The organism is Ruegeria sp. E5 (genome assembly GCF_056534105.1).
In genome coordinates this window covers 99,562-126,143 of record NZ_JBQFPA010000003.1, presented here as the reverse complement: position 1 = coordinate 126,143, position 26,582 = coordinate 99,562, and the positions used below count along the sequence as shown (strand labels likewise).

Genomic DNA, 26,582 nt, shown 5'->3' with positions numbered 1-26,582 from the left:
TTGGCCCCTCATACCTTTCTCAACGGGTTGAGAAAAGCGGCAATTATCTTACGCCGCTTTGAAGCGCGCCGTCGCCGGATCGGCATTGTAGAATGGGACGAACTCCTCGGTCCGGCGCGACAGCTCGTTAACGCTGTCGATAATGAACTGAACGGTCTCTTCGCTCATGAGGTAAGAGAAATTCAACCGCACCCAACCCGGTTTCTTCATTTCCTCACCCTCCGACAGGGCCGCATGCAATTCTTCCGACGTTGCCCGATCAATGCCCAGCAAACGATGCGCATAGGGTCCGGCACAGGCACAGCCGCCACGTGCCTGGATGCCGTAGATATCGCTGAGCATCCGGGTAAACAGCTGCTGATGCACCGGCTGCCCATTCCGATCACACACGAGGAACGAGAATATCGGCAGGCGGTGTGCATTCTCGGCACCTAGCAATGTCAGATGTGGGTTGTCGGACCACCCATCCAACGCCATGCGGTTACACTGCGCCTCACGCTGTGCGATTTCATCCGTTCCGACCGCATCCTTGACAATGAAGGCCAGGGCCGCACGAATGTCTCCGATCACATTTGGTGTACCCGCCTCTTCCCGTGTCGCGAGATCGGCGCTGTAGTCGTGCCGCCAAGGCGAGACAAAGCTGACAGTCCCACCTCCGGGCCAACTCGGACACGTCCGCTTCACAACGCATTGGTTAACGACCAGAACACCCGACGCCCCCGGCCCACCCGGAAACTTATGCGGAGAGACAACGATCGCGTCCTTCCGCGCATCTTCCGGCCCCATGTCCATTGGCAAATAAGGTCCACCACCCGCATAGTCCCATACCGCAAGCGCACCATGCTCTTTCAGCATCCGCGTCACTGGATCAGGGTCGGTGATGATGCCGGTGACGTTTGACGCCGCTGAGAATGACCCAATCACAAGATCGGAATCTGCGTGTTCGATCAGCACTGCCTTTAGCGCCTGCATATCGGGACCGCCGTCAACGGCTTCTGGAATCTCGATCACCCGCGCCTTGCTTTCACGCCACGGCAGAATGTTCGAATGATGCTCATACGGACCGATCAAAACGACCGGCTGATTAGCCTCTTGCACTCCCAGCAGACTAACCAGCCGGTTAAGACCCGCTGTAGCGCCAGACCCGGTAAAGATCACCGCGTCCTCTTCCTTGGCGCCAACTATGCGGGCGATCTCGGCCCGCGCCTCGCGGCGCAAACGGGTTATATAGGAACCGCAATAGGAGGCTTCGGTGTGGCTGTTGGCATAGAACGGCAACACATGCTCGGCCACGAAATTTTCGACCTGTCGCAACGCGCGACCCGAGGCAACGTAGTCCGCATACACAAGCGGCACGTCCCCATGCAGACCCGGGATGAGTACCCCCTCACCGATCAGCCCATCACGCAGAGTATTTCCGTGAGCAGCAGATTGAATTTCTGCGCGAAAGTTGGACAAGGTCATAACACAGGCTCCATATTGCTAACTCCAATATGATTGATCCATCCTGTGGAAACCTCACAATTTTATGCTTTATGTGTCCGAGTTTTGTGTCATATGAGTTTATATGGAGAAAAAATTAGATCAAATTGACACGCGTCTTCTGAAGGAACTGCAAAAAGACGCAACACTTTCCCAGCGAGAATTGGCAGATAGGGTCGGCCTGTCCCAAAATGCCTGCTGGCGAAGAATAAGGGCCTTGAACGACGCGGGTGTCCTGCAAGGTTCTACGGCGCGCATCGCGCGTGAAAAGCTTGGGCTGAATCTGGTGGTTTTCGTCATGCTACGCACGCGCCACCACTCTGCCCAATGGTTGCAGGCCTTTCGCAGTCATGTCCTGACCATTCCTGAAGTGGTCGATTTCCATCGCATTGGCGGCGACTATGACTATCAACTCAAGGTCGTTACAGAAGATATGGCCTCTTACGACAAAGTCTATCAACGCCTCATCGATAAGATCGAACTGGACAGCGTCACCTCCTATTTCGCAATGGAGGCCATTGCCGAAAGTCGCCCGCTTCCTATCTGATCCGCCTCTTCATCTGGCCAAATATATCTCGGGGGAGTCGCGCAGCGACTGGGGCAGAGCCCCATCAAAACAAAAAAGACCGCGCTGAAAGCGCGGCCCTTAAACTCAACAGGTCGGCGAAGATTAGTTCTTCGCGTAGAATTCGACGACCAGGTTCGGTTCCATCATAACCGGGTAAGGCACATCGCTCAGGCCCGGTGCACGCACGAAAGTCGCGGTCATTTTCGAGTGGTCGGCGTCGATGTAGTCAGGCACATCACGCTCGGCCAAGCCGACAGCTTCCAGGACAACGGCCAACTGCTTGGACTTATCACGCACTTCGATAACGTCGCCTTCTTTGACGCGATAGGACGGGATGTTGACCCGCTTGCCGTTCACTTTAACGTGGCCGTGGTTCACGAACTGACGTGCGGCGAACACGGTCGGAACAAACTTGGCGCGGTAAACAACGGCGTCCAGACGGCGCTCCAGCAGACCGATCAGGTTTTCACCGGTGTCGCCTTTGACACGCTCAGCTTCTGCATAGATGCGGCGGAACTGCTTCTCGGTCAGGTCGCCGTAGTAGCCTTTCAGCTTCTGCTTGGCACGCAGCTGCAGACCGAAGTCAGACAGTTTGCCCTTGCGGCGCTGGCCATGCTGGCCAGGGCCGTATTCACGACGATTAACCGGGGATTTCGGACGACCCCAGATGTTTTCGCCCATCCGGCGGTCGATTTTGTACTTGGCAGACGTGCGTTTGGTCACGGCTGAACTCCTTCTTTAGATTGAGGCCCCGATGGGCCACTATGAAGGGCGTTGTCCTCTTGAGGTTTCCCCCATGACAGGCATCCCCTCGCGGGGGCCACCAACACCAATGAAGCCGCGCTTATATCCCTGCTTCGGCCAGAGTCAACACGCCACAGCAAGCAAAGGGTAGGATTTCTGCTTAGAGTTGGAATCTTTCTGAGAAGTATCCGTTATTCAGCGGCCCAACCGGCAGTATTTGATAGACTTACCGGCACTGAACTTGCATTTGCGCGAGCCGCCGGGAACACGACAACCTTGTCGTCATAACCGCTGTCAATCTCAACAGGTTCAATATGCGAAGCTGCCAAACTGACCCAGAAATCTTGATCAGGCTCAGGGCATCCATCCTCAAACACAAGCACCAGAGACGCTTCGTTCACCTCACGCACCAGCTCGGCAACGAAAGTCTGAGCCCCGTTTGACAACTCGATCTTGGCACTTTCGTTGATCTCGCCGGGGTTGGCGAAACTGGCTCTGGCCGCCAATATAGATCCAAGACCGGTGGAGCCTGCGTGCAGCGCAACTTGGTCAGCACTTGCGGCGAGTTGGACCCCTCGCCCCCTCCAGGACCAAGAGCTACCAACGCGCAAGTGGGCCAAAGGCGCCGCCTCAAGCCCGTCAACTTCCGTCTGTGTCCAAAATATTGCTATCCGACCGTTACAACCGGTTCTCATCTGTCCGCCCGCACTTTTACTCATCCCACAAGTAACTGTGCTTGTGTATCAACGAAAAAATGGGCGGAAAAGAGACCGAAATGCAGCAATCACGAAAATGTTGCTAAAGAACAGCCTCATATTGATACTTTTCGTCGAATGTTGGTGAACGTCTGGCGCACTGCGCTAGACCCTAGGCTCATTGAATTTCGGAGCCTGAAAATCTCTGCGAGTGCGATGGCTGATGGGAACACTTTCAGCCATCTTTCGTAGCGGGTTTCTACTCGGCCCTATTCATTCAAGCGACCGAATATGATCTTGATGCGGTTTCGGTGCTTGAACCTGTGTTTATCTTTTCGGACAGGCTTCTCGCGTGACTTTCTGCCGGGGAAGCATGGGCGTATCCCTTTGTCTTTCATAGCCTTTCGGAACCAGTCAGAATCGTAACCCCGATCAGCAATCATCCAATCGGCGGCTGGTAGGCTGCTTAGAAGTGTACTGGCACCCGTGTAGTCACTGATCTGATCGACAGTTATGAAAGACCGGATTGGGTGGCCAGAAGCATCGCTGACGGCATGCAACTTGGCGCTCATTCCGCCGTTGGCACGCCCAATCAGGCACCAGCGCCCCTTTTTTCAACCGTAGGCTTGAAGCCATGCGATGTGCCTTCAGATACTTGCGCAGGCTCAATTGAACGCATGGCGTTCGCCTGCTCACTTTTATCATGATCGCCCTGTGATCGGAATGGTCCGAAGCCAGCCTTTCCATGATCCGTGCAAACACGCCGTTGTCGCTCTAACGTTTTTAGCAGTTGTAGAGCGTCTTGGGTGGGCCATACTCCTTCGGAGCATCGGACCAGCCCCGTATCGGACTAGCCGACCTTGAACTCGCTTTTCAATCGCTGCTACCGAAATTCACACTAAACGCTTGGCAATTCCGTTTGCGGTTGTTGCAAAAAATTGGCAATCACGCTGCCTTGTAATGGTTGAAAACTTCTGTGGTGCCATCCTTACCGATCAGGAAAACCGAATAGGCTTCCCGCTCACTCTCCGGCCCCATACCAGGTGAGCCATAGGGCATACCTGGCACTGTCAGCCCGACCGCATCAGGGCGTTCGGCCAACAAGCGCCGGATGTCCGCCGGGGGCACATGACCTTCTATGACATAGCCCTCGAGCAAGCCTGTGTGACAGGACGCCATCTCTTCTGGAATACCCTTGTTAGCTTTGTATTCAGACAAAGTCTCCCAGGAGGCATTCTGCACTTCCATCTCGAATCCTTCGCGTTGCATAATATCAATCCACGCGCCACAACACCCGCATGCGGGGTCCTTGAGAACCTGCACCAGCGGTTTGGTCGTTGCAAATGTAGGTGAAGCCAGGGCGATGCCGGAGGCGCTGAGGCCAGCCAGGAAAAGGCGTCGGTCAAGTTTCGTGGTGGTCATGTCATTTCCTTTCCGTGTTTACGCCTGCGCTGTGATATTCGGTCTTGTGACCGAAATCGCAGGCAAGTGCTATGATTTGTGTCAAGCGGGCGATCATGACCAGCCCTGTTTCTGTTCGCTTTCGGTGCATAGCGCACGCATGTCGCAACCGCTTGGATAAGATGAGCGCCAAGGCAAATACTGATAGTTTAGCCTCTCTTCCACGCATAATAATCTCCTGACGACCGCAGTGCATGCTCGAACAGAAACAATTTGAAAACCCGCACTTTCGGGACTTTGGATGTTAGGATATTTGTGGAGGAAGATTGGGCGTCAGAGGCGCTTGAGAATCATGGTTATCCGTGTCCATGTTACGGTTTCTCTGGCCATAAGCTTCCACCAAAACCGCAAGTCCTAATTGGGTCGGGTTTTCACCAACGCAACAGGTTCCAGTGTGGCATGCCCCGCCACAACTCACGCAGTCGTCCGCGCAATCTTGATCGGTGGTGGAATGAAAACGGCAATTGTTGTGTTTGAATTCTGATGCTTTTGACGCGATCGAAACGCCATTTTGTTTGTGGCTGTCTGCGATCTCAAAGTCGTTATTTGCAAAAGCAACAGAGCCGATGATTGTCACCGTAAAACAGACGCACACTAAAAGCGTTTCTCTTAAAACAGGGATCAACTCATTCACCGTACTGCGGACGTAGTGTGATCGTGGCAACGTGCTGACCCGAAGCCAACAAAACTACAATTGATAGTGCGGCGCGCACTAGAGAAGAGCGGATTGCCACGTCTGAAGAAAAAGATTGCCAAACTTGGAGGCAGATCAAACAACAAGGTTAACTACGCTTGGCCCAAGTTTTTTAGAATTGGACAGTCTGGGCGGTGGTCGCCAGCGCATTCTTCGATCAGATGAGACAGTGTTTCATGCATCGCCTTCAGATCGGAAATCTTATCGTCGATCTCTTTCAGATTCTGTTTTGCAATTTCTTTCACGTCCGCGCTGGCACGTTCTTTGTCCTCGTACAACGCCAGTAGTGAACGACAATCCTCAATGGTAAAGCCCAATGAGCGGGCCCGCCCGATGAAAGCCAGCTTGTGCAGTTCCTTTTCGTCGAAATGGCGATACCCATTGAGGCTCCGCTTGGGTTTGATGAACCCGATATCCTCGTAATAGCGGATGGTTTTGGCAGGCAGACCCGAACGTTTTGCTACATCTCCGATATTCACAGCGGTTCTCCTATACTATCCAGCATGCACTGAACGCAGCGTTTGCTCGGTGTTCTGCGAGATCTGTTCTCGCCCAACTTTGATCGGCTTTACCCAGCGCAACCGCAGCGCATTGGTCAGGACAAATACGCTGGACAGCGCCATGGCACTTGCGGCCAAAACCGGCGACAGCAGCGGGCCGCCAAACGGATAAAGCACCCCTGCCGCAACCGGTATGAGCAGTGTGTTGTAGCCGAACGCCCAGAACAGGTTTTGGCGGATGTTACGCATGGTGCGCTGACTAATATCGAAGGCATTGACCACGCCCGTCAGGTCGCCTGACATCAGAACGACGTCAGCCGCTTCGATGGCAATGTCAGTGCCTGTCCCGATCGCAATTCCTACGTCAGCTGCCGCCAAAGCAGGCGCATCATTGATGCCATCACCCACAAAGGCCAGTTTTCCGCCATTTGAACGCAAATCCTGTAACGCGGATACTTTACCCTCGGGCAGAACTTCAGCCACGACATGATCGATGCCAAGCTGCGCTGCAATGGATTTGGCAGCAGCGGCATTGTCACCGGTGATCATCGCTACTTTCAGGCCCAGCCCGTGCAGAGCTTCGATTGCGTCCGGCGTGGTGGTTTTGATTGGGTCCGCCACAGCGATTACGGCCGCGATAGCCCCGTCTACGGCAGCATAAAGTGGAGTCTTTCCGTTGATTGCGAGTTCAGCGCCCCGATCAGAAAGCGCGCCCATTTCTACCCCTTCGCGACTCATCAGGCGGTCGGCCCCGATCAGGATTTTATGGCCTTCGACTGAGGCGCTTACCCCGTAACCGGTGATCGACGTGAAGTCTTCTGGCTTGGAAAGCTCCAGACCACGGGTTTCTGCTGCGCGCACGATGGCTGTGGCGATTGGATGTTCGGAAGTGACCTCAACAGCAGCAACAAGGTGCAGAACCTCGTCTTCGGTCATTCCTTCGGCCACAATCAGGTCGGTCAGCTCCGGACGCCCTTCGGTCAGGGTGCCCGTCTTGTCCACCGCAACAACGGTGGTTTCCTGCAGCATTTGCAAGGCATCGCCCTTTCGGAACAGGACGCCCATCTCGGCAGCGCGGCCAGTGCCGACCATGATGGAAGTAGGTGTGGCCAACCCCATGGCGCAGGGGCAAGCAATGATCAGTACCGCAACCCCGGCCACCAACGCCAGGCTAAGCGCGGGATCGGGTCCGAACAACATCCATACCAGCACTGTCACAACGGCCACTGCGATCACTACCGGCACAAACCACAGCGTGATGCGGTCGACCAGGCCTTGAATCGGAAGCTTGGCACCCTGTGCTTGTTCGACCATCTGAATGATCTGGGCCAACATAGTGTCTGCGCCGATCTTTTCAGCACGGTACGTCAATGCACCCGCGCCATTTACGGTCCCCCCAACCACAGTTGCGCCCTCGGTTTTTTCGACGGGAACCGGCTCTCCGGTGATCATGCTTTCATCGACATATGACGCGCCGGTCATTACGGCACCATCCACCGCGATTTTCTCGCCCGGTCGAACGTGCACAATATCACCTACAACAATCTGCTCAATCGGTAGCTCGACAACCGATCCGTCGCGCTCAACTCGCGCTGTTTTTGCCTGCAGACCGACCAGTTTTCGGATCGCTTCACCAGTTCGACCCTTGGCGCGCGCCTCGAGGAATCGCCCAAGCAATATAAGAACCACGATCACCGCTGCGGCCTCGTAGTAGACATTTGCGGTTCCGACCGGAAGAACACCCGGCGCAAAGGTCGAGATAAGCGAGAACCCATAGGCCGCTGAAGTGCCCAGAGCCACCAGAGAATTCATGTCCGGCGCGCCTCTGAACAAGGAAGGGAATCCCTTGGTGTAGAACTGCAAGCCTGGCCCAAAAAGAACGATCGTGGTCAGAAGGAATTGCAGGTAATAGCTGTTCTGGATGCCTATGGTGCTCACTATCAGGTGGTGCATGCCCGGAATAACATGCGAGCCCATTTCGAGAATGAATACCGGCAATGCGAGCAAGGCGGCGAAGCTTGTTCGCCGCGCCAAATGGCTGATCTCTGCCGCTTTGCGGTCGTGTGGTTCGGTCTGCGTTGCAGATCGCAGGCTCGCCGGATAGCCAGCAGATGCCGCATGCGCCGCTATGGCTTCGGGTGTTGTGACTCCCTCAGCATAACGCACAGTTGCACTTTCAGTGGCCAGATTGACCGACGCGGACAAGACGCCGCCATCGGCTTCCAGGGCTCGTTCAACGCGCCCTACACAGGATGCGCAGGACATGTTCTGAATATCCAGAGTGACCTCTGCCGTCCGCGCCGGATATCCGGCGCGGTTTAACGCATCAGCAATGGCCGCTTTATCGGCTGGATCGCGGAAATCGACCTGAACGCTTTCGCGGGCGAGATTAACCGAAGCGGAATCTACCCCTGGCACAGCTTTCAGCGCGCGCTCGACGCGCCCAACGCAGGAAGCACAGCTCATACCCTGAACCTGGAACCGCGCATGTAAATTTTCAGTCATATTGTCACCACGTATGTTCTGCTGACGGGCAACATAAGGGTTCCAGCAAGTGGAAGGTCAAGGGATGAGGCTGACTTTCTTTCTCATCATCCATGACGACGCTAAGTATCCCGGATATGAGCTGCGGGCACCGCAAGTCAGTTATAGACAAAGCCATTGACACAGTAAGTTCCTCCGCAAAGTTGGACTTTGACATGAAAAACCGCAGGGTACGTGTCTTAAGCGCTAATCAACTTGATCATATCCTTGCAGCTCAGAGTCCGAGGGATGCGAAGCCACGGTCGCAACAGAAGCTTAGGGGCGCACATGCTGTCGCCCCTTGGTTCTATCTTGCGTCTCTGACTGCCTCGATTAGCCGGGTCATTTCATCTTCGGCGATCAGCCCCGGGGCAAGCGCATCTCCAATCACAAACGAAGGGGTGCCACTGAAGCCAAGCTGTCGTGCCAATTCCATGGACACCTGGATATGCGCGTCGACTTCCGGCGCCTCCATGTCTGCGCGCAATTGATCCTCGTCCAGGCCAAGTTCCCGAACAACTTTCAGGACACTGGCCTCAGTGGCACGACCGTTCAGAGCCATAAGCGCCCAATGAAATTCTTCATATTTTCCCTGATTACGTGAGGCAAGCGCGGCGCGTGCCGCGAAGTCGGAACCTTCGCCGAGTATGGGCCATTCTCGGTAAACAACTCGGACATCGGAATCGCCTGCGATTACGTTTTTCACGACCGGGGCCGCGCGTTTGCAATATGGGCAGTTATAGTCAAAAAACTCGACTACGGTTACATCACCTTCCGGGTTTCCGATGACAGGCGCATTCGGATCCTGTTCCAGCAATTCACGCTGATTTTCCAAGACGTTTCCAATGGCTTCGGCTTTTGCCTGATCTTCGCGCTGTTGAAGCAATTGAATCGCCTGCATGATGATTTCGGGGTTTTCCATAATGGCTTCCAGAGCCAGCCGTTTTACATCGGAGTCAGACAATTCGTTAGCACTCGCCATAGCAGCACCAATCGACATAGTGATGGCAATTAAGCCTGCGAAAAATCGTTTCACGTCAGTTTCCTTCCGTTTGTTCTGCCTCGGTGCGCTGCTCTTGCAGCTTGCGTTCCCGATCCGGCCAACTCTCCTTGATGAAGGCAAGGATGTCCCAGATTTCCTGATCCGACAGAGTGTCCTCGAAACCTGGCATACCGCTTTTGACATCAGCGACGCGCATCTGTTTTAGTGTTTGGTACCCGCCAAGCTTTGTATAATCGAACAACAGCTTGTCGCCGTGATGCCAAGTGTGCCCTGTTCGGTCATGCGGGGGAGCTCGCAAGACGCCATCTGGATCAGGTGTCTGCCAATCTGGTTGACCCTCCAGACTTGCCCCGTGGCATGACGCGCAGTTTTCGGCGTACAAAACTGCACCACGTGCCGAATCCGCTGATGCACCGTTTTGTGCGCGCCCGCTCAGGCCCCAGCCAGCGACCGCGACAATGATCACCACAGCAGCTAGTGACACCCATTTCGCCGCGCTCTTGTTCATCACGCCACGCTCAGCCAGGTCTTCATTCCAGCGGCCTGATGCGACAGCATGTGGCAATGAAACAACCAGTCCCCCGGGTTATCCGCAACGAACGCAATCTCCCGCGTTTCCACCCGGTCAACCAGTATTGTGTCTCGCAGCGGTCCCAGGCTCCCCTTCGGCAGAACTTCCTGAAAGTGCGTCCCGTGCAAGTGCATGGCGTGCGCAAAGACAGTGTCGTTCTGCATCTGAATACGGACTATGTCGCCACGCGAAACGGAAGCGAGCGGGTTTTCGGGTAAACCTGCGACTCCGTTGAATGTCCAGATCTGTCCTTCCTGAACCAACTCATTAGCGCTCATGACTTGGCCGTTGTAAGTACCTTGACGCAGTCCGCCCATCGCCCCGCCTTCCATCACCAATGGAACCCTTAAGGCGTCAGAAACATCTTCAAGAAAAGAAACAGGGTTGGGTGGCAGAGCTTCAATCTCACCGCGGCTGGCAGATGTACCGCTTCCCGAAACCGGGATCTCAGCGATAACAAATGATTCATCGCGTTCGTGAAGAGTTATTTGAACGGCTTCGTTCGATTCCGCTGTGACGTCGACGATCAAGTCTGCTCGCTGTGCAGGTCCGAAAACAAGTGTTTCGAAATCTTCTGGCTGCCTTGCAGGCATGCCATCATAAGCGACCAGTTTCCCGTTTGCGCCACCTACTGACACATACATGATCAGATCAGTTGCCACGTTGACCATTCGAATTCGCAATCGCTGGTTCGTCAAAACTTCGGTCATTGGCGATATGCGCGCGTGAACGTAGTTTCCCATCCGACCTGCATGAGTCCAATCATGCATTGCACCAAAATCATCTACTATTTGAGCGTCCTTACCCAACCGCCAATCATCCAGAAGGATCGTGATGTCATGGTCCGTGTCCGGCGGGTCCGTTTCGTCGACGATGAACGCGCCGTAAAGGCCCCTGGCCACTTGTTCCGTTGACTGGTTGTGAGAGTGATACCAGAAGGTCCCCGCGTCCTTCAGAGGCAAGTCATACTGAAATTTGCCGCCGGTTGGTACAGCCTCCTGCGTAAGGCCCGGCACCCCGTCCATATTGTTCGGAACCCGCAATCCGTGCCAATGGATTGCTGTAGGCTGAGGTAGCGAGTTCAGGAGTGTCCGGCGAACCGTTTCGCCTTGCCGGGCACGAATTTCAGGGCCTGGAACACCGCCATCATATCCCCATATCTCGGTTTCCGGATAGTTATTGGGGGCAACACGCGCCAATCCTGAACGCGCCTCGATTATTCGGGGGGCGGTAGCCGACCTCCCAATAGTCGGCACTGCGATTAGTGCCGACGTGCCTGCAACGAATTGCCTGCGATTGAGCTTCATTAGGACTTCCTTCCAAAGAATACTTGATCTCTCACTGAATTATCCCCCCTCGTGTACATCCAGCAGATAGGTCGCCATTGCCTTCCGGTCATCATCTGTCAGAAAGCTGGTGCCATAGATTACAACCTCTCCCATGGCCCCGCCGAAGACATCGCCATCAGGCATGACGCCGGTGCGCAACGCGTAAGCCAAATCATCTACCGTCCAACCACGCTTTTGCAGGGTCTCAAAGTCGATAGCCGGTGCCTGGTCACCGCCCGGCAGTGAGTCACTTCCCTTGAAGTGTTCCGTGTCCGAATTTCTTGCGCCAGCCAGGTTCCTCCCGGTGTGACACGCGGCACAATGCGTGGCACCTTCAACGAGTAACCGGCCTCGGTTCCATACATCATCATTGCCCTGCACGGGATCGGTCCGCGGCGGTTCCAAAAATGCCGCCCGCCACAGCTTCAGGCCCCATCTCTGATTGAAGGGGAACACCATTTCCTGCTCTTTTGACGGTTCCGCTACTGGCGGAACCGTTTGCAAGGCGGCCCAAAGATCGGCGATGTCCTGATCCGTGAAGTTGGCATAGAACGGATAAGGAAAGGCCGGGTAGTAGGGTTGTCCGTCGGGCGACACACCCTGACGCACAGCGCGGGCAAATTCCTCGATGGTCCAATCACCGATCCCGTGATCGGGATCTGTGGTCAGGTTCGGCGAAAAGAGCGTGCCGAACGGGGTATCCAACTCCACCCCACCGGCCAAGGGCGCACCTCCTTTGGCAAAGTCTGTGTGGCAGGCGATACAGCCGCTTGCCCTTGCCAGATACGCCCCGCGGTTAACGTCACCTTGAATGTCGAGAGCTTGTAAGGGCTGGCCAATCGGCCAAGCCATCACAGCAACAAACCCTGCTGACGCCGTAACGGCGGTAGCAAGACCCAACCGTATTATCGGCTTCATGATGCATTCCTATTCCGACCGAAATCGCGTGTGACACGCCGAGCATGTCTGGCTCAGCATCATGAACACACCATCTGCCGGCATTTCAGATAGCTGTGCTAAGTTTGGACTGCCAGCCATCATCCCGCTGCCCATAATGGAACCACCTCCCATCATGGAACGACCTCCCATCATGGATTTGCCGCCCATCATGCCGGAACCATGACCCGATCCGGACGCCATCAGCCCGTTGTCTGCCGAAAGCGCAAGGCCTTCTGAGTAGATTTCCAACTGTCTGGCTATTTCTGTAAAGGAACCCCAATCCTGCCAGATTTGCGATTTGGCCTCCGAGGGTTTGCCATCAGATCCCTCTGGAAACAGCTTTGTCATGCTTTCACCGGCGTGGCTTCCGATTTTCTTGGCTTCGCTTCGTACCGTTTGCGCATTGTAGGGCGTTTTCCCCTGCATCATCGGTGTAAGGACCTTCATGCTGTCCTTCATCGCGGACATACCGTCCATGCGTTCTTTGACGACGCCGGTTGCGCCACCATGCGCCAAGGCGGCCGCCGCAAATAGAGAAACCAGGGCCACGCCTGTAGTCATTTTTAGAAAGTTCATTTCTTTGTCCTTTTCGTCTGCTTCGACGCGCCCATCTTGAGCGCAATTCGACTCGTCAGATCAGGACACGCGGCGGTGGTGGGTCAAACGCGATAATACTAAGAACCCGGTATTGAGCTCGAGGGATCGAGTATCTTCGTTCCGTGCATTGGGGACCAGGCGGTGTTGGACCCATCAAAAATAGTCCAACAGCGTTGCAGATCGCTCCGCCATGACAATGCCCGGGATGACCCTGCTTGACATGTTCGACGTCCGCAGAGTCGGTTTGGTCAATCACATGCTGTGAATCACCGCCATGTGCATGAGCAGAATCGGCCGTCACAAGTAGCCCGCCAATAGCCAGCGCAATTGACAGGATGGAGTAACGAATTGCTGTGCCCACTCGACTCGTCACCTTCAGAAAATCCCGTTTTCTTGCTGCAACTCTCTTATGTACGCCACGATGCCCTTCACATCCGCGCGGGTCAAACCATCGACCGGCGGCATGTTACCGAACTTCCAATGGTGTGCCCGAACACCATTCTGGACGGCAACGTAAAATGCCTCGTCCGAATGGTGGCTTGGTTCATAGATTTTATGCACCAATGGTGGTGCAAGGCCCTCCAGACCAGTTGCATTCCCGCCATGGCACGCCGAGCATTTTGCGTCGAATGCCACTTTGCCGACGGCCGCAAATTCGCTTAGCTGGTCCGGTAGATTGACGTTTTGGATTGGATCTCCCGACGCCAGCGTCGACGTATCAGGTGTCGTCATCGAATGGCCAGCTGGTTGCTGATTTAGATTGTAGACGATTGCGACGGCACCTGCGATCGCCACACCGCCTATCATGAGTGTAAGTTTATCCATTTTACTATTTCACGTCGTTGTAAGTTACCGAGCTTAAGCACCTGTCCAGAAAAGCCGACTTGACCATGGTCAGATCAGTTTTACCTGCGTGCCTACAGCCGCCAGCTCGAACAATTCCGCAATCTGATCGTTATATAAGCCGATGCAGCCATTGGAGGATCTTCTTCCGATCTTGCGTGTGTCGTTGGTGCCGTGGATCCGGTAGTATTGCCAGCTCAAATAAAGTGCATGTGTCCCCAGAGGATTCTCCGGACCCGGGCCCACATAGTCGGGCCAAGCGGGGTTGCGCTTATTCATTGCTGGTGTCGGTCGCCAAGATGGCCCCTCAACCTTGCGAGTTACTGTGGTGTAGCCCAGCCTTGTAAGGTCTTCCGTCAGCGGCACGCTGGTTGGATACATCCGATAGACGCTCTCGTCTTCTGACCAATATTGCAGGACCTTGGACTGTGTATCGGACAGGATCACACCATTCTTAAGCGTATCAAAGTGATCCTGCCATTTAGCAACGCGGAATGAGGAAACATTCCGGCGCGTCCCCTCGGTTGTCATCGATTGGGCCCAAACGGCCGGTGCTGGAAAAAGAGTTGTCGCAGCAAACGCGGCAATCACTCCGCGTCGCGTAACAGCCTTTCTATCCCTGTTCGGTTTCATGCCTGCCATCCCAAGCGTGTATTCTTGCTTTACGACTCATTTGGGCTGTATGCCCGGTTCCCGCGCTGGAAGGTCAACAAACAACAGGTTTTGCGTAAGGGATATTTCATCTGGAATGCCGCCGCCGTGGGCACATGGGGCGGTTTCAAAGGTGGCTTCAGATCGTCAAGCCATTGTGAAAATCCAACTTTTCTTTGACATAATGCCAGTTCGCTTTCAGAAAGAGCTTTGTTTTCTGCACCGATCAAACACAATAAAAGCAACGTTAACAATCGCTTAGATTCTGGTGAATTGATTTGGTCAACTGCCGGTGCGAAGGTATCAGAAACTAAGAATGACAATCATGCTGGTCGAAGCACGATTCTTGTAGGAACTTGGGGACAGCAACCGCTGGGTAAATTCGTATCGAAATTCGCGCCGCATGAACTACGCACAATCAGAGTCTCCACTTCGTTGGCAAGTGGTTGATCGAAGTGCGCTAATAACGCTTCCATTGCTTCGTCAGTGGTCCTACCGGGCGCTACGCAAAGGATTTAGTAGATAGGCTCCAAGTGCTCATATTCGTCTGAAGTTAGTGTGAGTGGCTCTCGGGCAAACGCAAAACAGGGGAAAAAAGCTGCGTTGATTATATGTTTAGCAATTTTCATCATCCGCTCTTAGATATTCAATCTGACTTTCTAAACACTCTGAAAATGAGATTAGGAAATGTCCGAAGCATTAAACGGACACCAAAGCGGCCAAATCTCTCCGCTCGTCAGGGCATCTCGCGCTGATCTCCGCGCCTATCGCCGCCGACAAAGCCCAACGATACTCGCGGGCGAAGCTCGCCAAGAAGTTAAAGTGTCATCCGTTATTTATTGCCAGGATTGAGATCGGCCAAAGGCGCATAGATGTGCCAGAACTTGTTATACTATCGCGCGCACTTAGCATTCCCCCGGAGCAGTTCTTAAAATTTGTCGCAGACGCAATGCCACTCGACGAACGAGTTTAGGGTGCTGCTCTATTAAAGGTTCAAGGTTTGAACCTGCACCTGACGCTTGAAGAACTAAAAAGTACTCCAAAGCAAATGTTTGGAACAAATGCCATGCATCAAGTCGCACAGAGAAGCCGAAGCAACTCGCCAAAGGTGCTTCGGTCGACAAGGCCAGTAAATTTCCTTCAGACAAGAAACGTAAAAAAACTAGCGCTTCTTAGGTTCCGTCAGCAGGTCGGCAGATCGCAGTTAGAGGTCATTTGGTGACAATAATGGCGGTGTCGCCTGAAGCACCACAACATCAAGTCCTCTTCCGCCAAATCAGCCACACTTAGAATGACCGCAGCTGCGGCAGGTCATGCAGCCTTCGATCATCACCATGTCGAACTGACCACAGGATGGGCAAGTCTTGCCACGCGGGGCGTCCATGTTGACTACCTGCGCCTGAGGATCAGACTTCAGGCCCATGCCTTCGCCCTCAAGGAAGCCGATATTGACCATGTGTTGCTCGATCACGCCGCCAATTGCGGCCAGGATGGACGGAATGTACTTGCCTTTAACCCAGGCCCCGCCTCGCGGGTCGAACACAGCTTTCAGTTCCTCGACCACAAAGGACACATCGCCACCGCGTCGGAACACGGCCGATATCATCCGGGTCAAAGCCAGCGTCCAAGCATAATGCTCCATATTCTTCGAGTTAATGAACACCTCGAAGGGGCGACGGCGTCCGCCAATGACGATATCGTTGATTGTCAGATAAATTGCGTGCTCGCTGTCCGGCCATTTCAGCTTGTAAGTCGACCCTTCAAGCGATTGTGGGCGATCCAGCGGTTCGGACATATAAACGACCTCGCCTCCGTCAACCTCATGCGGGGCATCCGCGCTTTCACCTGGCGCTTTGTCGTCGCTTTCCGATACGCTCAGAACCGAGCCGGTCACATCGTTTGGCCTATAGGTCGTGCAGCCTTTGCATCCCTGATCCCAGGCCTGCATATAGACGTCTTTGAAGGCGTCAAAGCTGATATCTTCGGGACAGTTGATCGTCTTCGATATCGAACTATCGATCCACTTTTGCGCCGCCGCCTGCATTTTTACGTGATGGGACGGGCTTAGTGTTTGCGCATTCACGAAATACTCGGGCAATTCGGCGTCGCCAAACTTGTCGCGCCACATCTGCACCGCATAGTCCACAACCTCTTCTTCGGTGCGCGAACCGTCCTTTTGCAGCACCTTGCGCGTGTAGGCATAGGCAAAAACCGGCTCGATCCCCGAAGATACGTTGCCCGCATAAAGCGAAATCGTACCCGTCGGCGCGATCGAGGTCAGCAGCGCGTTGCGGATGCCGTGTTCGCGGATTGCGTCGCGCACATCGTCATCCATCTGTTGCATGGTGCCGCTGGCCAGATATTTCTCGGCGTCAAACAGTGGGAAAGCGCCCTTTCCCCTCGCCAAATCGACCGACGCCAGATACGCGGCGCGCGCGATTGCGTGCAACCAGCGCTCGGTCTGACGCGCCGCCTCGTCCGAGCCGTAGCGCAGACCCAACATCAACAGCGCATCGGCCAGACCAGTCACGCCCAGCCCGATGCGGCGCTTGTCTTGCGCCTCGGCTTCTTGTTCGGCCAGCGGGAATTTCGACGCGTCCACCACGTTGTCCATCATGCGAACGGCGGTGGCCACCAGCTCTTGCAAGGCCTCCTCGTCCAGATGCGCGGCATCCTCGAACGGCTCGGCAACCAACCGTGCCAGATTGATCGAGCCCAGCAAACAGGCACCATAAGGCGGTAGAGGTTGTTCTCCGCACGGGTTGGTCGCCGAGATCGTCTCGACGTAATTCAGATTGTTCGCCTGATTGATCCGGTCGATAAAGATCACGCCCGGCTCGGCATAATCATAGGTGGCCTGCATGATCTTATTCCAAAGATCGCGCGCCTGAACGGTGTGATAGACCTTTCCGTCAAATACCAGATCCCACGGTCCATCGGCCTTGACGGCCTCCATGAATGGATCGGTGACCAGAACCGACATGTTGAACATGCGCAAACGCGCCGGGTCGGATTTCGCGGTGATGAACTGTTCGATATCCGGATGGTCGCAGCGCATGGTCGCCATCATCGCACCACGACGCGAGCCTGCAGACATGATCGTGCGGCACATGGCGTCCCAGACATCCATAAAGCTCAGCGGGCCAGAAGCATCAGCGGCAACCCCTTTCACATCCGCGCCACGTGGACGGATGGTTGAGAAATCATAACCGATCCCGCCACCCTGCTGCATGGTCAGCGCGGCCTCTTTCAGCATGTCGAAGATACCGCCCATGCTGTCGGGGATCGTCCCCATCACAAAGCAGTTGAACAGGGTTACCTGTCGCGCGGTGCCCGCCCCGGCGGTGATGCGGCCAGCAGGAAGGTATTTGAAATCCTCTAGCGCCTCATAGAATTTTTCTTCCCAATGCGCCGGGTCTTCTTCCACACGCGCCAGATCACGAGCTATGCGCCGCCAGCTGTCCTCGACTGTCTGATCGATGGGCGTACCATCCGCCTGTTTAAAGCGGTATTTCATATCCCAGATCTGCTCGGCGATGGGGGCGGCAAAGCGGCTCATTGGTGATTCCCTGTGCTGAAAGAGGCATTCAGATTAGCCCAGATCACATCTAAACCACAACACCTTGATGACAAGCGCATGAGGGCTACAATATAGGGATCGCCCTTGGGACGACTCTGTGGGAAAGCTGTGGATAAGTACGTAAACCTCATCAAACTTTCGGTTGGGTCAGAAAGTGTCGACACGCTGATGGCGTGGCAAGACAGCCGCAAACCACTCTATGAGGACGGATACCCGCGCCACGTGACCCGCATGTGGCCCAAGCGCGACGCTGAAATTCTGAATGGCGGGTCGATCTATTGGGTGATCAAAGGAGTGGTCCAGTGCCGCCAGCGCATCCTGCGGCTGGATGAAGTCCGTGGCGAGGATGGCATCCGCCGCTGCGCCATCGTCCTGGACCCCGAAGTACACAGAACGCAGAACGCTCTGAAGCGTCCATTTCAGGGCTGGCGGTATCTCAAGCCTGAGGACACCCCTGCCGACTTGCCTAAAAATCGCGAGCAGGACGATGCCCTGCCCGACGATCTGAACCGCGCATTAGCGGAAATTGGGGTGCTTTAGGCCAACCTGTCCAGCAGCTCATTCAAAGCCGTCTTTTCAGCCGCATCGTATTTGGCCACGCGGCTGCGCCACAGCGTGGCCTGCGATTGCAGGATCAACCCATCCGACAAGATTTTCAGGTGGTTCGCCCGCAGTGTTTCCCCGGTCGAGGTGATATCGGCAATCGCCTCGGCTGTCTCATTCACCACCGTCCCCTCGGTTGCGCCCTGGCTGTCGACCAGCGTGTAGTCGGCCACCCCCGCTTCGGTCAGGAATTCGCGGACCAGACGGTGGTACTTGGTAGCGATCCGCAGCCGATGGCCATGCGCCCTGCGAAAACCTGCCGCCGCCGCATCCAGATCATCCAGAGTGTCCACGTCGACCCAGCAGGCTGGGGTTGCAATGATAAGGTCCGCCTTGCCGAACCCCAAAGGTGCAACCTCTTCCACCTGCTGTTCCCAGCGCGGCAGCTTTTCATGCACAAGATCGATGCCGGTCACGCCCAAATGAATGCGTCCCGCCGCCAGCTCGCGCGGAATCTCTCCTGCAGACAATAGGATCAGCGAGACGCCACCAATCCCATCAACCTTGCCCGCGTATTCCCGGTCTGATCCGCTGCGCGACAGTGTAATGCCGCGCTTTTCAAACCATGCAAAGGTCTTGTCCATCAACCGGCCCTTCGAGGGCACACCGAGTTTCAGGCTCATTGCGCAGCCTCCTCGATTTCGAGCATCAGGTCCGGGCGGATCACGCCGCCAATTGCCGGAATCTCGGCCCCACCACCCAATTGCCTGGTCAGCGCATCATAGCGCCCGCCGGTCGCAACCGGTGGCAGATCAGGGCGGCCTTCGGCGTAAAAGCCGAATACAAACCCGTCGTAATACTCCATCGAGGTCCTGCCATAAGACGCCTCAAAATCCAGTGTATCCACATCCACGCCACGCGCCTGCAGGGCTGCGATACGAGCTTCCAAACGATCCAAAGCAGATGTGATCTGTGGCAGATCAACCGCAATGTCACGCAGTTGTTCCAGCGCGAAAGGCATGGTTTCGCGCACATTAAGCAGCGTCTCCAAACCGGCCAGTTCATTGTCCGAGATCGGCGGCGCAGCGCGGTCTTCGCGCAGGGCATCAATCCGTTCGAGAATTTCGGGCGTGCGGCGCTTGCCTATCATGGGCACGTCAATCGCCAATGGGTCGACCGCGTCAAGCAGAGCATCGCGCCCCTCGAGACTTGCTTTGCGTCCGGCATATCGGTCCAGCAAAACGCGGAACCGGCGAGGCCGCCAGAGATGCCGCATCAGTGCAGCCTTACGACGGCTAGTGGTCTTGAGACCCCCGACAGCGGCGATCAGAATACCGATATCACCTGTCGCTGCCCGCAAGGGCAGCCCGCGCAATTGCAGGGCAAATAACGAAAACACCTCGGCATCGGCTCCGGCGGGGTCTTCGCGATCAAATACTTCGTAGCCGACTTGGATATACTCATTAGCACGATCCGGATCGTGTTCCTGACGGCGGAACACTTCGCCGGAATAGGTGTATCTTGCTGGTTCAGCCCCATCGGACATGTGCATCTGTACCACCGGCAGGGTGAAATCCGGGCGCAGCATCTGCTCACCCCGCAGCGCGTCCGAGGTTACATAAGCACGGGCGCGGATATCTTCTCCATAGAGGTCCAACAGCGTCCCGGCTGACTGCAGCAGAGGCGTATCAACCACCTGCGCGCCCGCCGCCTCGAACCGGACACGCATCATGGCGGCGCGGGCCTGTATTTGGGAACGGTTCGGCATGGGTCAGTCCTGATTGTCCAGAATCTCGCGCACCTTAGCGACCAGATCGCCGCGGGGCACTTCGAACTGGCTGGGCCGTTCTTTCCATTCCTCAAGCGTGGCGCTCTCGGCAATCTTGGCGCCAAGAATCAGGTCCTTGATCTGCACGATCCCATTTGCCTTTTCGTCACCGCCTTCGATCACCGCAATTGGAGAGTTCCGCTTGTCCGCATATTTCAGTTGGTTGCCAAAGTTCTTGGGGTTGCCCAAGTAGACCTCGGCTCGGATACCGGCATTGCGCAGTTCTGCCACCATCGCCTGATAGTCCGCCATGCGATCGCGGTCCATCACGGTCACAACCACTGGGCCGGTGGCCTGCGCCGCGATCCGCCCCTTCTCACGCAAAGCGGCCAATAATCGGTCAACACCGATGGAGATGCCGGTCGCGGGTACTTCCTGTCCGGTAAACCGCTTGACCAGATCATCATAGCGACCACCACCCGAGACCGACCCGAATTGCCGCTTGCGGCCCTTCTCGTCGTATATTTCGAAGGTCAGTTCGGCCTCATAGACCGGCCCGGTGTAATAGCCGAGGCCACGCACGACCGAAGGATCAATCTCGATCCGGTCCGAACCATACCCGCCTGCATCCAGCAGCGCACCAATCTGCTCCAACTCAGCGATCCCGTCCGCACCGATCTTGCTGTCACCCACAGCGGCGCGCAGGTTGGCCAGCGTTCCGGCGGTATCTGCAGCTTTAGAAGTCAGGAAGGCAATCACCGGCTCGGCCTGATCACCGCTAAGACCAACACCATCGATAAAAGCGCCAGAGGCATCCAATCGGCCGTTGGTCAAAAGCTCACGCACACCAGCCTCGCCCACCTTGTCGAACTTGTCGATCGTGCGCAGAACGTTATCTCGGGCGGCGGCGTCTTCACCCAAACCCATCGCTTCGAGCACGCCATTCAGAACCTTACGGTTGTTGACCCGCACCAGATAGTCACCGCGCGGGATTCCAACGGTTTCCAGCGTGTCCGACAGCATGGCGCAAATCTCGGCATCCGCAGCCATTGAGGCCGTGCCCACCGTATCCGCATCGCACTGATAAAACTGGCGATACCGCCCCGGCCCCGGCTTCTCGTTCCGCCAGACCGGACCCATCGCATAGCGGCGATAAGGCGTCGGCAGATCGTTGCGGTGCTGCGCATAGACACGGGCCAGAGGCGCAGTCAGGTCATAGCGCAGCGCCATCCAGTCGCCATTGCCGCCTTCGTCAAATTCCTGCCATGCAAATACGCCCTCGTTCGGGCGGTCCACGTCGGGCAGGAACTTGCCCAACGCCTCAACCGTTTCAACCGCGCTGCTCTCCAAGGCATCGAACCCGTAACGATGATAGACGCCTGCAATCGTCCGCAGCATCTCGGTGCGCTGCGTGACTTCCTCGCCGAAATAGTCACGGAACCCTTTCGGCGTTACGGCCTTGGGGCGGGGCTGTTTCTTGGGCTTGGCCATGTGGGGCGTCCTTGGGATTTAGTGTTCCGCGCGCGGTCTATCCCATGGTCTGTTTCGGGGCAAGGCGGGGTTTCTCTGGCCAGGGCGTCACAGGGTCGCTATGAGACGCCTATAAGGAGAGCCCCATGCAGCATCTGGAAGAGCAGATCGCCCATCTGACCCGCACGGTCGAAGAGCTGAACTCGGTCGTCACAAACCAACAGAACGAGATCGACCGCCTGACCCGCCGCGTCGAGATGCTGTTGCAACGCGAGGCGGAACGCGCGCAGGAAGGCTCAGGCGGCGTTGTGTTCGGCGACGAACGCCCGCCGCATTACTGAGGGGTTACAACCCCAGCGTCGACTTCACCGCGTTATCGACCACACCGCCCAGAAGGGCATTCTTGTCGGCGGCACAACCCTCTGACAGAGCAGCAATGAAGGCTTCGCGCAGTTGGGTCTTTTCCTCGTCAGTGGCCGCATGATCTTCGATATTGATCTGGCGGTTATAGAGTGACAGGGCCGTCATTTTTCCAACAACGGCCACGACAAATTCTTCGTCGCCATCAGCCTCCTCTGCGATCGACGCACATGTGTAGTGCATCACAGGCAAGGCATCCTGTACCATCTGCTCTGCTGAATCGTCAGCCAGCGCGAATGTGGGTACGACAAAGAGCGTGGCACAGAAAGTAGATTTTACGAGAATTGACTGCATCAGCTTCACTTCCAGTTATGTCCGATAATCGCACCGGCCACCCCACCGACCGCAGCCCCTTTACCATCGCCGACCAGCGCGCCAACGCCCGCGCCGACCAAGGCCCCGGTAAGAGTGTTTTTCTTCTTTTTGTCGTCTGCATGTACCGCAGTGGCCAATGCAAGTGAACATGCCGCGGCGAGTGTAAATATCCTGAAAACATTGCCTGAACTTGCCATTTCGGAACCCTCCTGTGAAATGACCTTTGAGGATGTTCACCCAGCCTAGCGGGGTCCATCGCGTGTGGCAACATTACGGTTCGGGATCAGATTTCTTCGATCTCCGATATCCCCTCGAGCGACTTCAGCGCGCCTTTGATTTCTGGGTTGATCGGAAATTCCCGGCCCAGATCCATCTCGACCTCGCCTGGCAGTCCGGGATCGAATAGGCAAACATAAACAGGTCCCTTGGCCACCCTTTTGGCTGAAGCCTCTGCGCCTTCCAGTACCGTGGCCATGTTCGGCAAAACCTTCGAATCCTCGACAAACACACGCAAACCCGTCGCACCCGCATCGGCCACAACTGTATCAACCGGACCAACGGAACGGCCCAGCAGTTTCAGCTGATCGGCCTCCATGGTCGCTTCGGCCGTCAGTACCACCTGTGCGCCGGTTTCCAGAAACTCTCGGGATTTCTCCAGTGTTTCCGAGAATAACGTGACCTCGAATGCCCCAGTCGGATCAGAGAGCTGCGCAAAAGCAAACCGATTGCCACGCGCTGATTTCCTTTCCTGCCGACCTGCAACGACTCCGGCCATCTTAGCGATAAATGGTCCAGAGCGCGCCTTTTCAGTCACCTGGTCCAGTGTCAGCACCTGTTTGCGCTTCAGGGCCGGCATATAGTCATCCAGCGGATGGCCAGACAGGTAGAATCCGATGGCCTTGAATTCCTCGCTTAGGCGTTCGGCAGGTAGCCAATCAGGCGAAGGGGACAGACGCGGTTCGGGCAGGTCATCGCCTGCCTCGCCAAACAGGGAAACTTGGTTGGAATTCTTCTGCTCGTGAATCGCCGCCGAATACTGAACCAACGGATCAAGGCTTTCAAACACACGGCGACGATTTTTATCGAGCTCGTCAAAGGCACCGGCGCGAGCCAGCATCTCAAGCGGGCGTTTGCCGACCTTCTTCAGGTCAACACGGCGGGCGAAGTCGAACAGGTTTACGAAAGGCTTTTCGCCACGCCCCTCAACCACAAGATTCATTGCCTCGACGCCTACGTTCTTGAGCGCGCCCAGCGCATAGACCAAATGCCCATCGGCCACATCAAAGGTCGCTTGGGATCGATTTACGCACGGCGGAACATAGGGCAGCTGCAGCCCCTTGCGGACTTCCTCAAAATAGATCGCGAGCTTGTCGGTCAGATGGATATCGCAGTTCATGACACCTGCCATGAACTCGACCGGGTGGTTCGCCTTTAGCCAGCCGGTTTGATAGCTGACCACCGCATAGGCGGCGGCGTGGGATTTGTTGAAGCCATAGTTGGCGAACTTGTCCAGCAGGTTCCAGACTTCGGTCGCCTTGGCCTCATCCACATTGTTTTCGGCAGCACCTTTGAGGAACTTGGGCCGCTCTGCATCCATCGCCTCCTGAATTTTCTTACCCATCGCGCGGCGCAGCAAGTCCGCGCCCCCAAGGCTGTAACCCGCCATTTCCTGCGCGATCTGCATCACCTGTTCCTGATAGACGATGATGCCCTGCGTCTCATCCAAGATATGGTCGATGGACGGGTGCAGCGTGTCGCGTTCGCTAAGCTTGTTCTTGACTTCGCAGAACTTGGGGATGTTCTCCATCGGGCCGGGTCGATAAAGCGCGACGAGGGCGATGATATCCTCGATACAATCCGGCTTCATCCGCTTGAGCGCATCCATCATGCCCGAGGATTCAACCTGGAACACCGCCACCGTCTTGGCCGCCGAATAGAGTTTGTACGTCGCCTCGTCATCCAGCGGGATGGCGTTGATCTGATTTATTGCCCCTTCGGCGGGTTCATAGAGTTCCGTGCCATCGGGAGCTATGTGAAGGTCACGGCCTGACTTAAAGATCAAATCCATCGCGTTCTGGATCACGGTCAGTGTTTTCAGACCCAGGAAATCGAACTTTACAAGCCCGGCCTGTTCAACCCATTTCATGTTGAATTGGGTCGCAGGCATGTCCGAGCGCGGGTCCTGGTATATTGGAACCAGTGCATCCAGCGGCCGGTCTCCGATCACCACGCCGGCAGCGTGTGTCGAGGCGTTGCGCAGCAGCCCCTCGACTTGCTGGCCATATGTGAGCAGACGGTCCACGACCTCTTCATTGCGTGCCTCTTCCCGCAGGCGCGGCTCATCCTTCAGCGCCTTTTCGATGGAAACGGGTTTGACGCCTTCGACTGGGATCATCTTGGACAGGCGATCAACCTGCCCGTATGGCATCTGCAATACACGCCCAATATCGCGCACAGCCGCCTTCGACAGCAAGGCACCGAAGGTGATGATCTGCCCCACTTTGTCGCGCCCGTATTTCTGCTGCACGTAGCGGATAACCTCTTCACGGCGATCCATGCAGAAGTCGATATCGAAGTCGGGCATAGAAACCCGCTCGGGGTTCAGAAACCGTTCAAACAGAAGCGAATACCGCAGCGGATCAAGGTCGGTAATCGTCAACGCATAAGCCACCAGTGATCCCGCACCCGAGCCTCGCCCCGGACCCACCGGAATGTCATGATCCTTAGCCCACTGGATAAAGTCGGCAACGATCAGGAAATAGCCGGGGAAGCCCATCCCTTCGATGATGCCAAGTTCGAAATCCAGTCGTTCCTGATATTCTTCAGGTGTCACGGCGTGCGGGATCACGGCCAGACGTTTTTGCAGACCCTCGTTGGCGATGCGACGCAGTTCGGCGACCTCATCATCTGCAAACTTCGGCAGGATCGGGTCGCGGCGATAGGCCATGAAGGCGCAGCGTTGCGCGATTTCAACCGTATTCTCGACGGCTTCGGGCAGATCGGCGAACAGCGTCACCATCTCCTGCTGCGACTTGAAATAGTGCTGCGCGGTCAGACGTCGGCGACCGTCCTGCTGGTCGACATAAGCCCCCTCGGCGATACAGATCAGCGCGTCGTGGGCCTCGTACATGTCCGAAGTCGGAAAATAGACGTCATTGGTGGCCACCAGCGGCAGGTTCTTGTCATACGCCATCTCGACATGACCGCGCTCGGTCAAGCGCTCGGCCTCAGGTTGACCTCCTTCGCCAGGGTGACGCTGCAACTCAACATAAAGGCGATCCGGGAAAATCGCGGACAAACGATCCACCAAAGCCTCGGCAGCAGGGCGCTGACCTTGCTGTAACAGCAACCCTACGGGCCCGTCTGGACCGCCGGTTAAGCAGATCAAATCATCTGATCGTTCCGCCAATTCGTCCAAAGTGACCTGCGGCAACTGCCCGCTTTTGTCTACATACAGGCAGGAACTGAGCTTCATCAGATTCTCATATCCCACCTCGGATTGTGCCAGCAGCACCAGCGGCGCGGGTGCTTTGGGCTTTTCTCCCGGCTGCGCCTGAACGTAACTGAGATCGACCTGACAGCCCATGATCGGTTGCACACCTGCCCCGCTGGCGGTGACCGAAAACTCTAAGGCCGAGAACATTGAATTGGTATCCGTCACCGCGACGGCGGGCATCTCCATCTTCTGGCACAGGTCCGGCAGCTTCTTCAGCCGCACGGCGCCTTCCAGCAACGAATATTCAGTGTGAACGCGGAGGTGAATGAATCGGGGGGAACTGCTCATACAGGCTAAGCTATCTCAGCCAGCGATGTTGCAAAAGCGGGAACCGGCACCATCGAATGCCGAAAAAATCATCGGTGATTATTCGGCTTTTTCAGAAGGTGCT

At 55.9% G+C, this 26,582-nt stretch carries 25 protein-coding genes and 1 pseudogene; 4 read left to right on the top strand and 22 right to left on the bottom strand.

Features of this window, described 5'->3' with window-relative positions:
• Positions 1-48: 48 nt before the first annotated feature.
• Entirely contained in the window at positions 49-1,464 is a 1,416-nt protein-coding gene (locus ACR0BI_RS12545; protein WP_480562445.1) for an aminotransferase class V-fold PLP-dependent enzyme, read from the bottom strand.
• A 103-nt stretch (positions 1,465-1,567) separates the two neighbouring features.
• Here ACR0BI_RS12545 and ACR0BI_RS12540 point away from each other — a divergent pair, with 103 nt between their 5' ends.
• A complete protein-coding gene (locus tag ACR0BI_RS12540) occupies positions 1,568-2,029 on the top strand; it encodes an Lrp/AsnC family transcriptional regulator (RefSeq protein ID WP_480562446.1) in 462 nt (153 codons plus the stop codon).
• Positions 2,030-2,152: 123 nt separating this feature from the next.
• On the opposite strand, the gene rpsD is transcribed toward ACR0BI_RS12540, so the two are convergent.
• The 14 genes and pseudogenes from rpsD to ACR0BI_RS12470 all read right to left on the bottom strand — a co-directional run bounded on the left by rpsD (position 2,153) and on the right by ACR0BI_RS12470 (position 14,590).
• Complete coding sequence (gene rpsD / locus ACR0BI_RS12535; RefSeq protein WP_170392466.1) at positions 2,153-2,773, bottom strand: 30S ribosomal protein S4; 621 nt, start codon at positions 2,771-2,773, stop codon at positions 2,153-2,155.
• Between the two features lie 212 nt (positions 2,774-2,985).
• Positions 2,986-3,300: a hypothetical protein gene (locus ACR0BI_RS12530; RefSeq protein WP_255611765.1), complete on the bottom strand. Its 315-nt coding sequence runs from the start codon at positions 3,298-3,300 to the stop codon at positions 2,986-2,988.
• A gap of 395 nt (positions 3,301-3,695) precedes the next feature.
• Positions 3,696-4,326 (bottom strand): annotated as a pseudogene (locus ACR0BI_RS12525) (IS5 family transposase); the annotation flags it as partial.
• Between the two features lie 108 nt (positions 4,327-4,434).
• Entirely contained in the window at positions 4,435-4,911 is a 477-nt protein-coding gene (locus ACR0BI_RS12520; RefSeq protein WP_170564198.1) for a DUF411 domain-containing protein, read from the bottom strand.
• A 283-nt stretch (positions 4,912-5,194) separates the two neighbouring features.
• Positions 5,195-5,584, bottom strand: a complete 390-nt coding sequence (locus ACR0BI_RS12515; protein ID WP_170465107.1) for a hypothetical protein — start codon at positions 5,582-5,584, stop codon at positions 5,195-5,197.
• A gap of 152 nt (positions 5,585-5,736) precedes the next feature.
• Positions 5,737-6,123 (bottom strand): Cu(I)-responsive transcriptional regulator, encoded by a 387-nt coding sequence (gene cueR, locus ACR0BI_RS12510; RefSeq protein ID WP_480562447.1) that lies wholly within the window; start codon positions 6,121-6,123, stop codon positions 5,737-5,739.
• A 15-nt stretch (positions 6,124-6,138) separates the two neighbouring features.
• The gene (locus ACR0BI_RS12505; protein WP_480562448.1) at positions 6,139-8,649 is read right to left on the bottom strand and encodes a heavy metal translocating P-type ATPase; all 2,511 of its coding nucleotides are present in this window, start codon (positions 8,647-8,649) and stop codon (positions 6,139-6,141) included.
• Positions 8,650-8,974: 325 nt separating this feature from the next.
• Positions 8,975-9,703 carry a DsbA family protein gene (locus tag ACR0BI_RS12500; protein ID WP_480562449.1) on the bottom strand — a complete coding sequence of 243 codons (729 nt, stop codon included), beginning with the start codon at positions 9,701-9,703 and terminating at the stop codon, positions 8,975-8,977.
• Between the two features lies 1 nt (position 9,704).
• The gene (locus tag ACR0BI_RS12495; RefSeq protein WP_480562450.1) at positions 9,705-10,178 is read right to left on the bottom strand and encodes a c-type cytochrome; all 474 of its coding nucleotides are present in this window, start codon (positions 10,176-10,178) and stop codon (positions 9,705-9,707) included.
• Entirely contained in the window at positions 10,178-11,548 is a 1,371-nt protein-coding gene (locus ACR0BI_RS12490) for a multicopper oxidase family protein (protein WP_480562451.1), read from the bottom strand. The genes ACR0BI_RS12495 and ACR0BI_RS12490 overlap by 1 nt, the downstream gene beginning before the upstream one ends.
• A 39-nt stretch (positions 11,549-11,587) precedes the next feature.
• Positions 11,588-12,487, bottom strand: a complete 900-nt coding sequence (locus tag ACR0BI_RS12485; RefSeq protein WP_480562452.1) for a c-type cytochrome — start codon at positions 12,485-12,487, stop codon at positions 11,588-11,590.
• 9 nt (positions 12,488-12,496) lie between these two features.
• Positions 12,497-13,084 carry a c-type cytochrome gene (locus tag ACR0BI_RS12480; protein WP_480562453.1) on the bottom strand — a complete coding sequence of 196 codons (588 nt, stop codon included), beginning with the start codon at positions 13,082-13,084 and terminating at the stop codon, positions 12,497-12,499.
• A 396-nt stretch (positions 13,085-13,480) separates the two neighbouring features.
• A complete protein-coding gene (locus tag ACR0BI_RS12475; RefSeq protein ID WP_170392477.1) occupies positions 13,481-13,930 on the bottom strand; it encodes a c-type cytochrome in 450 nt (149 codons plus the stop codon).
• A 69-nt stretch (positions 13,931-13,999) separates the two neighbouring features.
• Positions 14,000-14,590 carry a L,D-transpeptidase gene (locus ACR0BI_RS12470; protein ID WP_170392478.1) on the bottom strand — a complete coding sequence of 197 codons (591 nt, stop codon included), beginning with the start codon at positions 14,588-14,590 and terminating at the stop codon, positions 14,000-14,002.
• Between the two features lie 760 nt (positions 14,591-15,350).
• On the opposite strand from ACR0BI_RS12470, the gene ACR0BI_RS12465 reads away from it, so the two are divergent.
• Positions 15,351-15,572 (top strand): helix-turn-helix domain-containing protein, encoded by a 222-nt coding sequence (locus ACR0BI_RS12465; RefSeq protein WP_170564439.1) that lies wholly within the window; start codon positions 15,351-15,353, stop codon positions 15,570-15,572.
• Positions 15,573-15,875: 303 nt separating this feature from the next.
• Here ACR0BI_RS12465 and ACR0BI_RS12460 read toward each other — a convergent pair whose 3' ends face one another.
• On the bottom strand, positions 15,876-18,158 hold the full coding sequence (locus tag ACR0BI_RS12460) for an adenosylcobalamin-dependent ribonucleoside-diphosphate reductase (RefSeq protein ID WP_480562454.1): 2,283 nt from the start codon (positions 18,156-18,158) through the stop codon (positions 15,876-15,878).
• Positions 18,159-18,287: 129 nt separating this feature from the next.
• Between ACR0BI_RS12460 and ACR0BI_RS12455 the strand changes: the two genes are divergently transcribed.
• Positions 18,288-18,719, top strand: coding sequence for a DUF1489 family protein (locus ACR0BI_RS12455; protein ID WP_170392480.1), 432 nt, complete (start codon positions 18,288-18,290; stop codon positions 18,717-18,719).
• Here the strand turns inward: ACR0BI_RS12455 and hisG are convergent.
• The 3 genes from hisG to hisS are packed head-to-tail and all read right to left on the bottom strand — an operon-like array spanning position 18,716 to position 21,981.
• The gene (gene hisG, locus ACR0BI_RS12450; RefSeq protein WP_170401909.1) at positions 18,716-19,405 is read right to left on the bottom strand and encodes an ATP phosphoribosyltransferase; all 690 of its coding nucleotides are present in this window, start codon (positions 19,403-19,405) and stop codon (positions 18,716-18,718) included. The genes ACR0BI_RS12455 and hisG overlap by 4 nt on opposite strands.
• Complete coding sequence (locus tag ACR0BI_RS12445) at positions 19,402-20,490, bottom strand: ATP phosphoribosyltransferase regulatory subunit (protein WP_480562455.1); 1,089 nt, start codon at positions 20,488-20,490, stop codon at positions 19,402-19,404. The genes hisG and ACR0BI_RS12445 overlap by 4 nt, the downstream gene beginning before the upstream one ends.
• 3 nt (positions 20,491-20,493) lie before the next feature.
• On the bottom strand, positions 20,494-21,981 hold the full coding sequence (gene hisS, locus ACR0BI_RS12440) for a histidine--tRNA ligase (protein WP_170392483.1): 1,488 nt from the start codon (positions 21,979-21,981) through the stop codon (positions 20,494-20,496).
• 125 nt (positions 21,982-22,106) lie between these two features.
• Here hisS and ACR0BI_RS12435 point away from each other — a divergent pair, with 125 nt between their 5' ends.
• On the top strand, positions 22,107-22,301 hold the full coding sequence (locus ACR0BI_RS12435) for a SlyX family protein (RefSeq protein WP_170392484.1): 195 nt from the start codon (positions 22,107-22,109) through the stop codon (positions 22,299-22,301).
• A 4-nt stretch (positions 22,302-22,305) separates the two neighbouring features.
• Here ACR0BI_RS12435 and ACR0BI_RS12430 read toward each other — a convergent pair whose 3' ends face one another.
• From ACR0BI_RS12430 to dnaE, 3 genes are all read right to left on the bottom strand, one after another.
• On the bottom strand, positions 22,306-22,674 hold the full coding sequence (locus tag ACR0BI_RS12430; RefSeq protein WP_170392485.1) for a hypothetical protein: 369 nt from the start codon (positions 22,672-22,674) through the stop codon (positions 22,306-22,308).
• Positions 22,675-22,679: 5 nt separating this feature from the next.
• Entirely contained in the window at positions 22,680-22,892 is a 213-nt protein-coding gene (locus tag ACR0BI_RS12425) for a YMGG-like glycine zipper-containing protein (RefSeq protein WP_170392486.1), read from the bottom strand.
• 86 nt (positions 22,893-22,978) lie between these two features.
• A complete protein-coding gene (gene dnaE / locus ACR0BI_RS12420) occupies positions 22,979-26,479 on the bottom strand; it encodes a DNA polymerase III subunit alpha (protein ID WP_170564231.1) in 3,501 nt (1,166 codons plus the stop codon).
• Between the last annotated feature and the right edge of the window lie 103 nt (positions 26,480-26,582).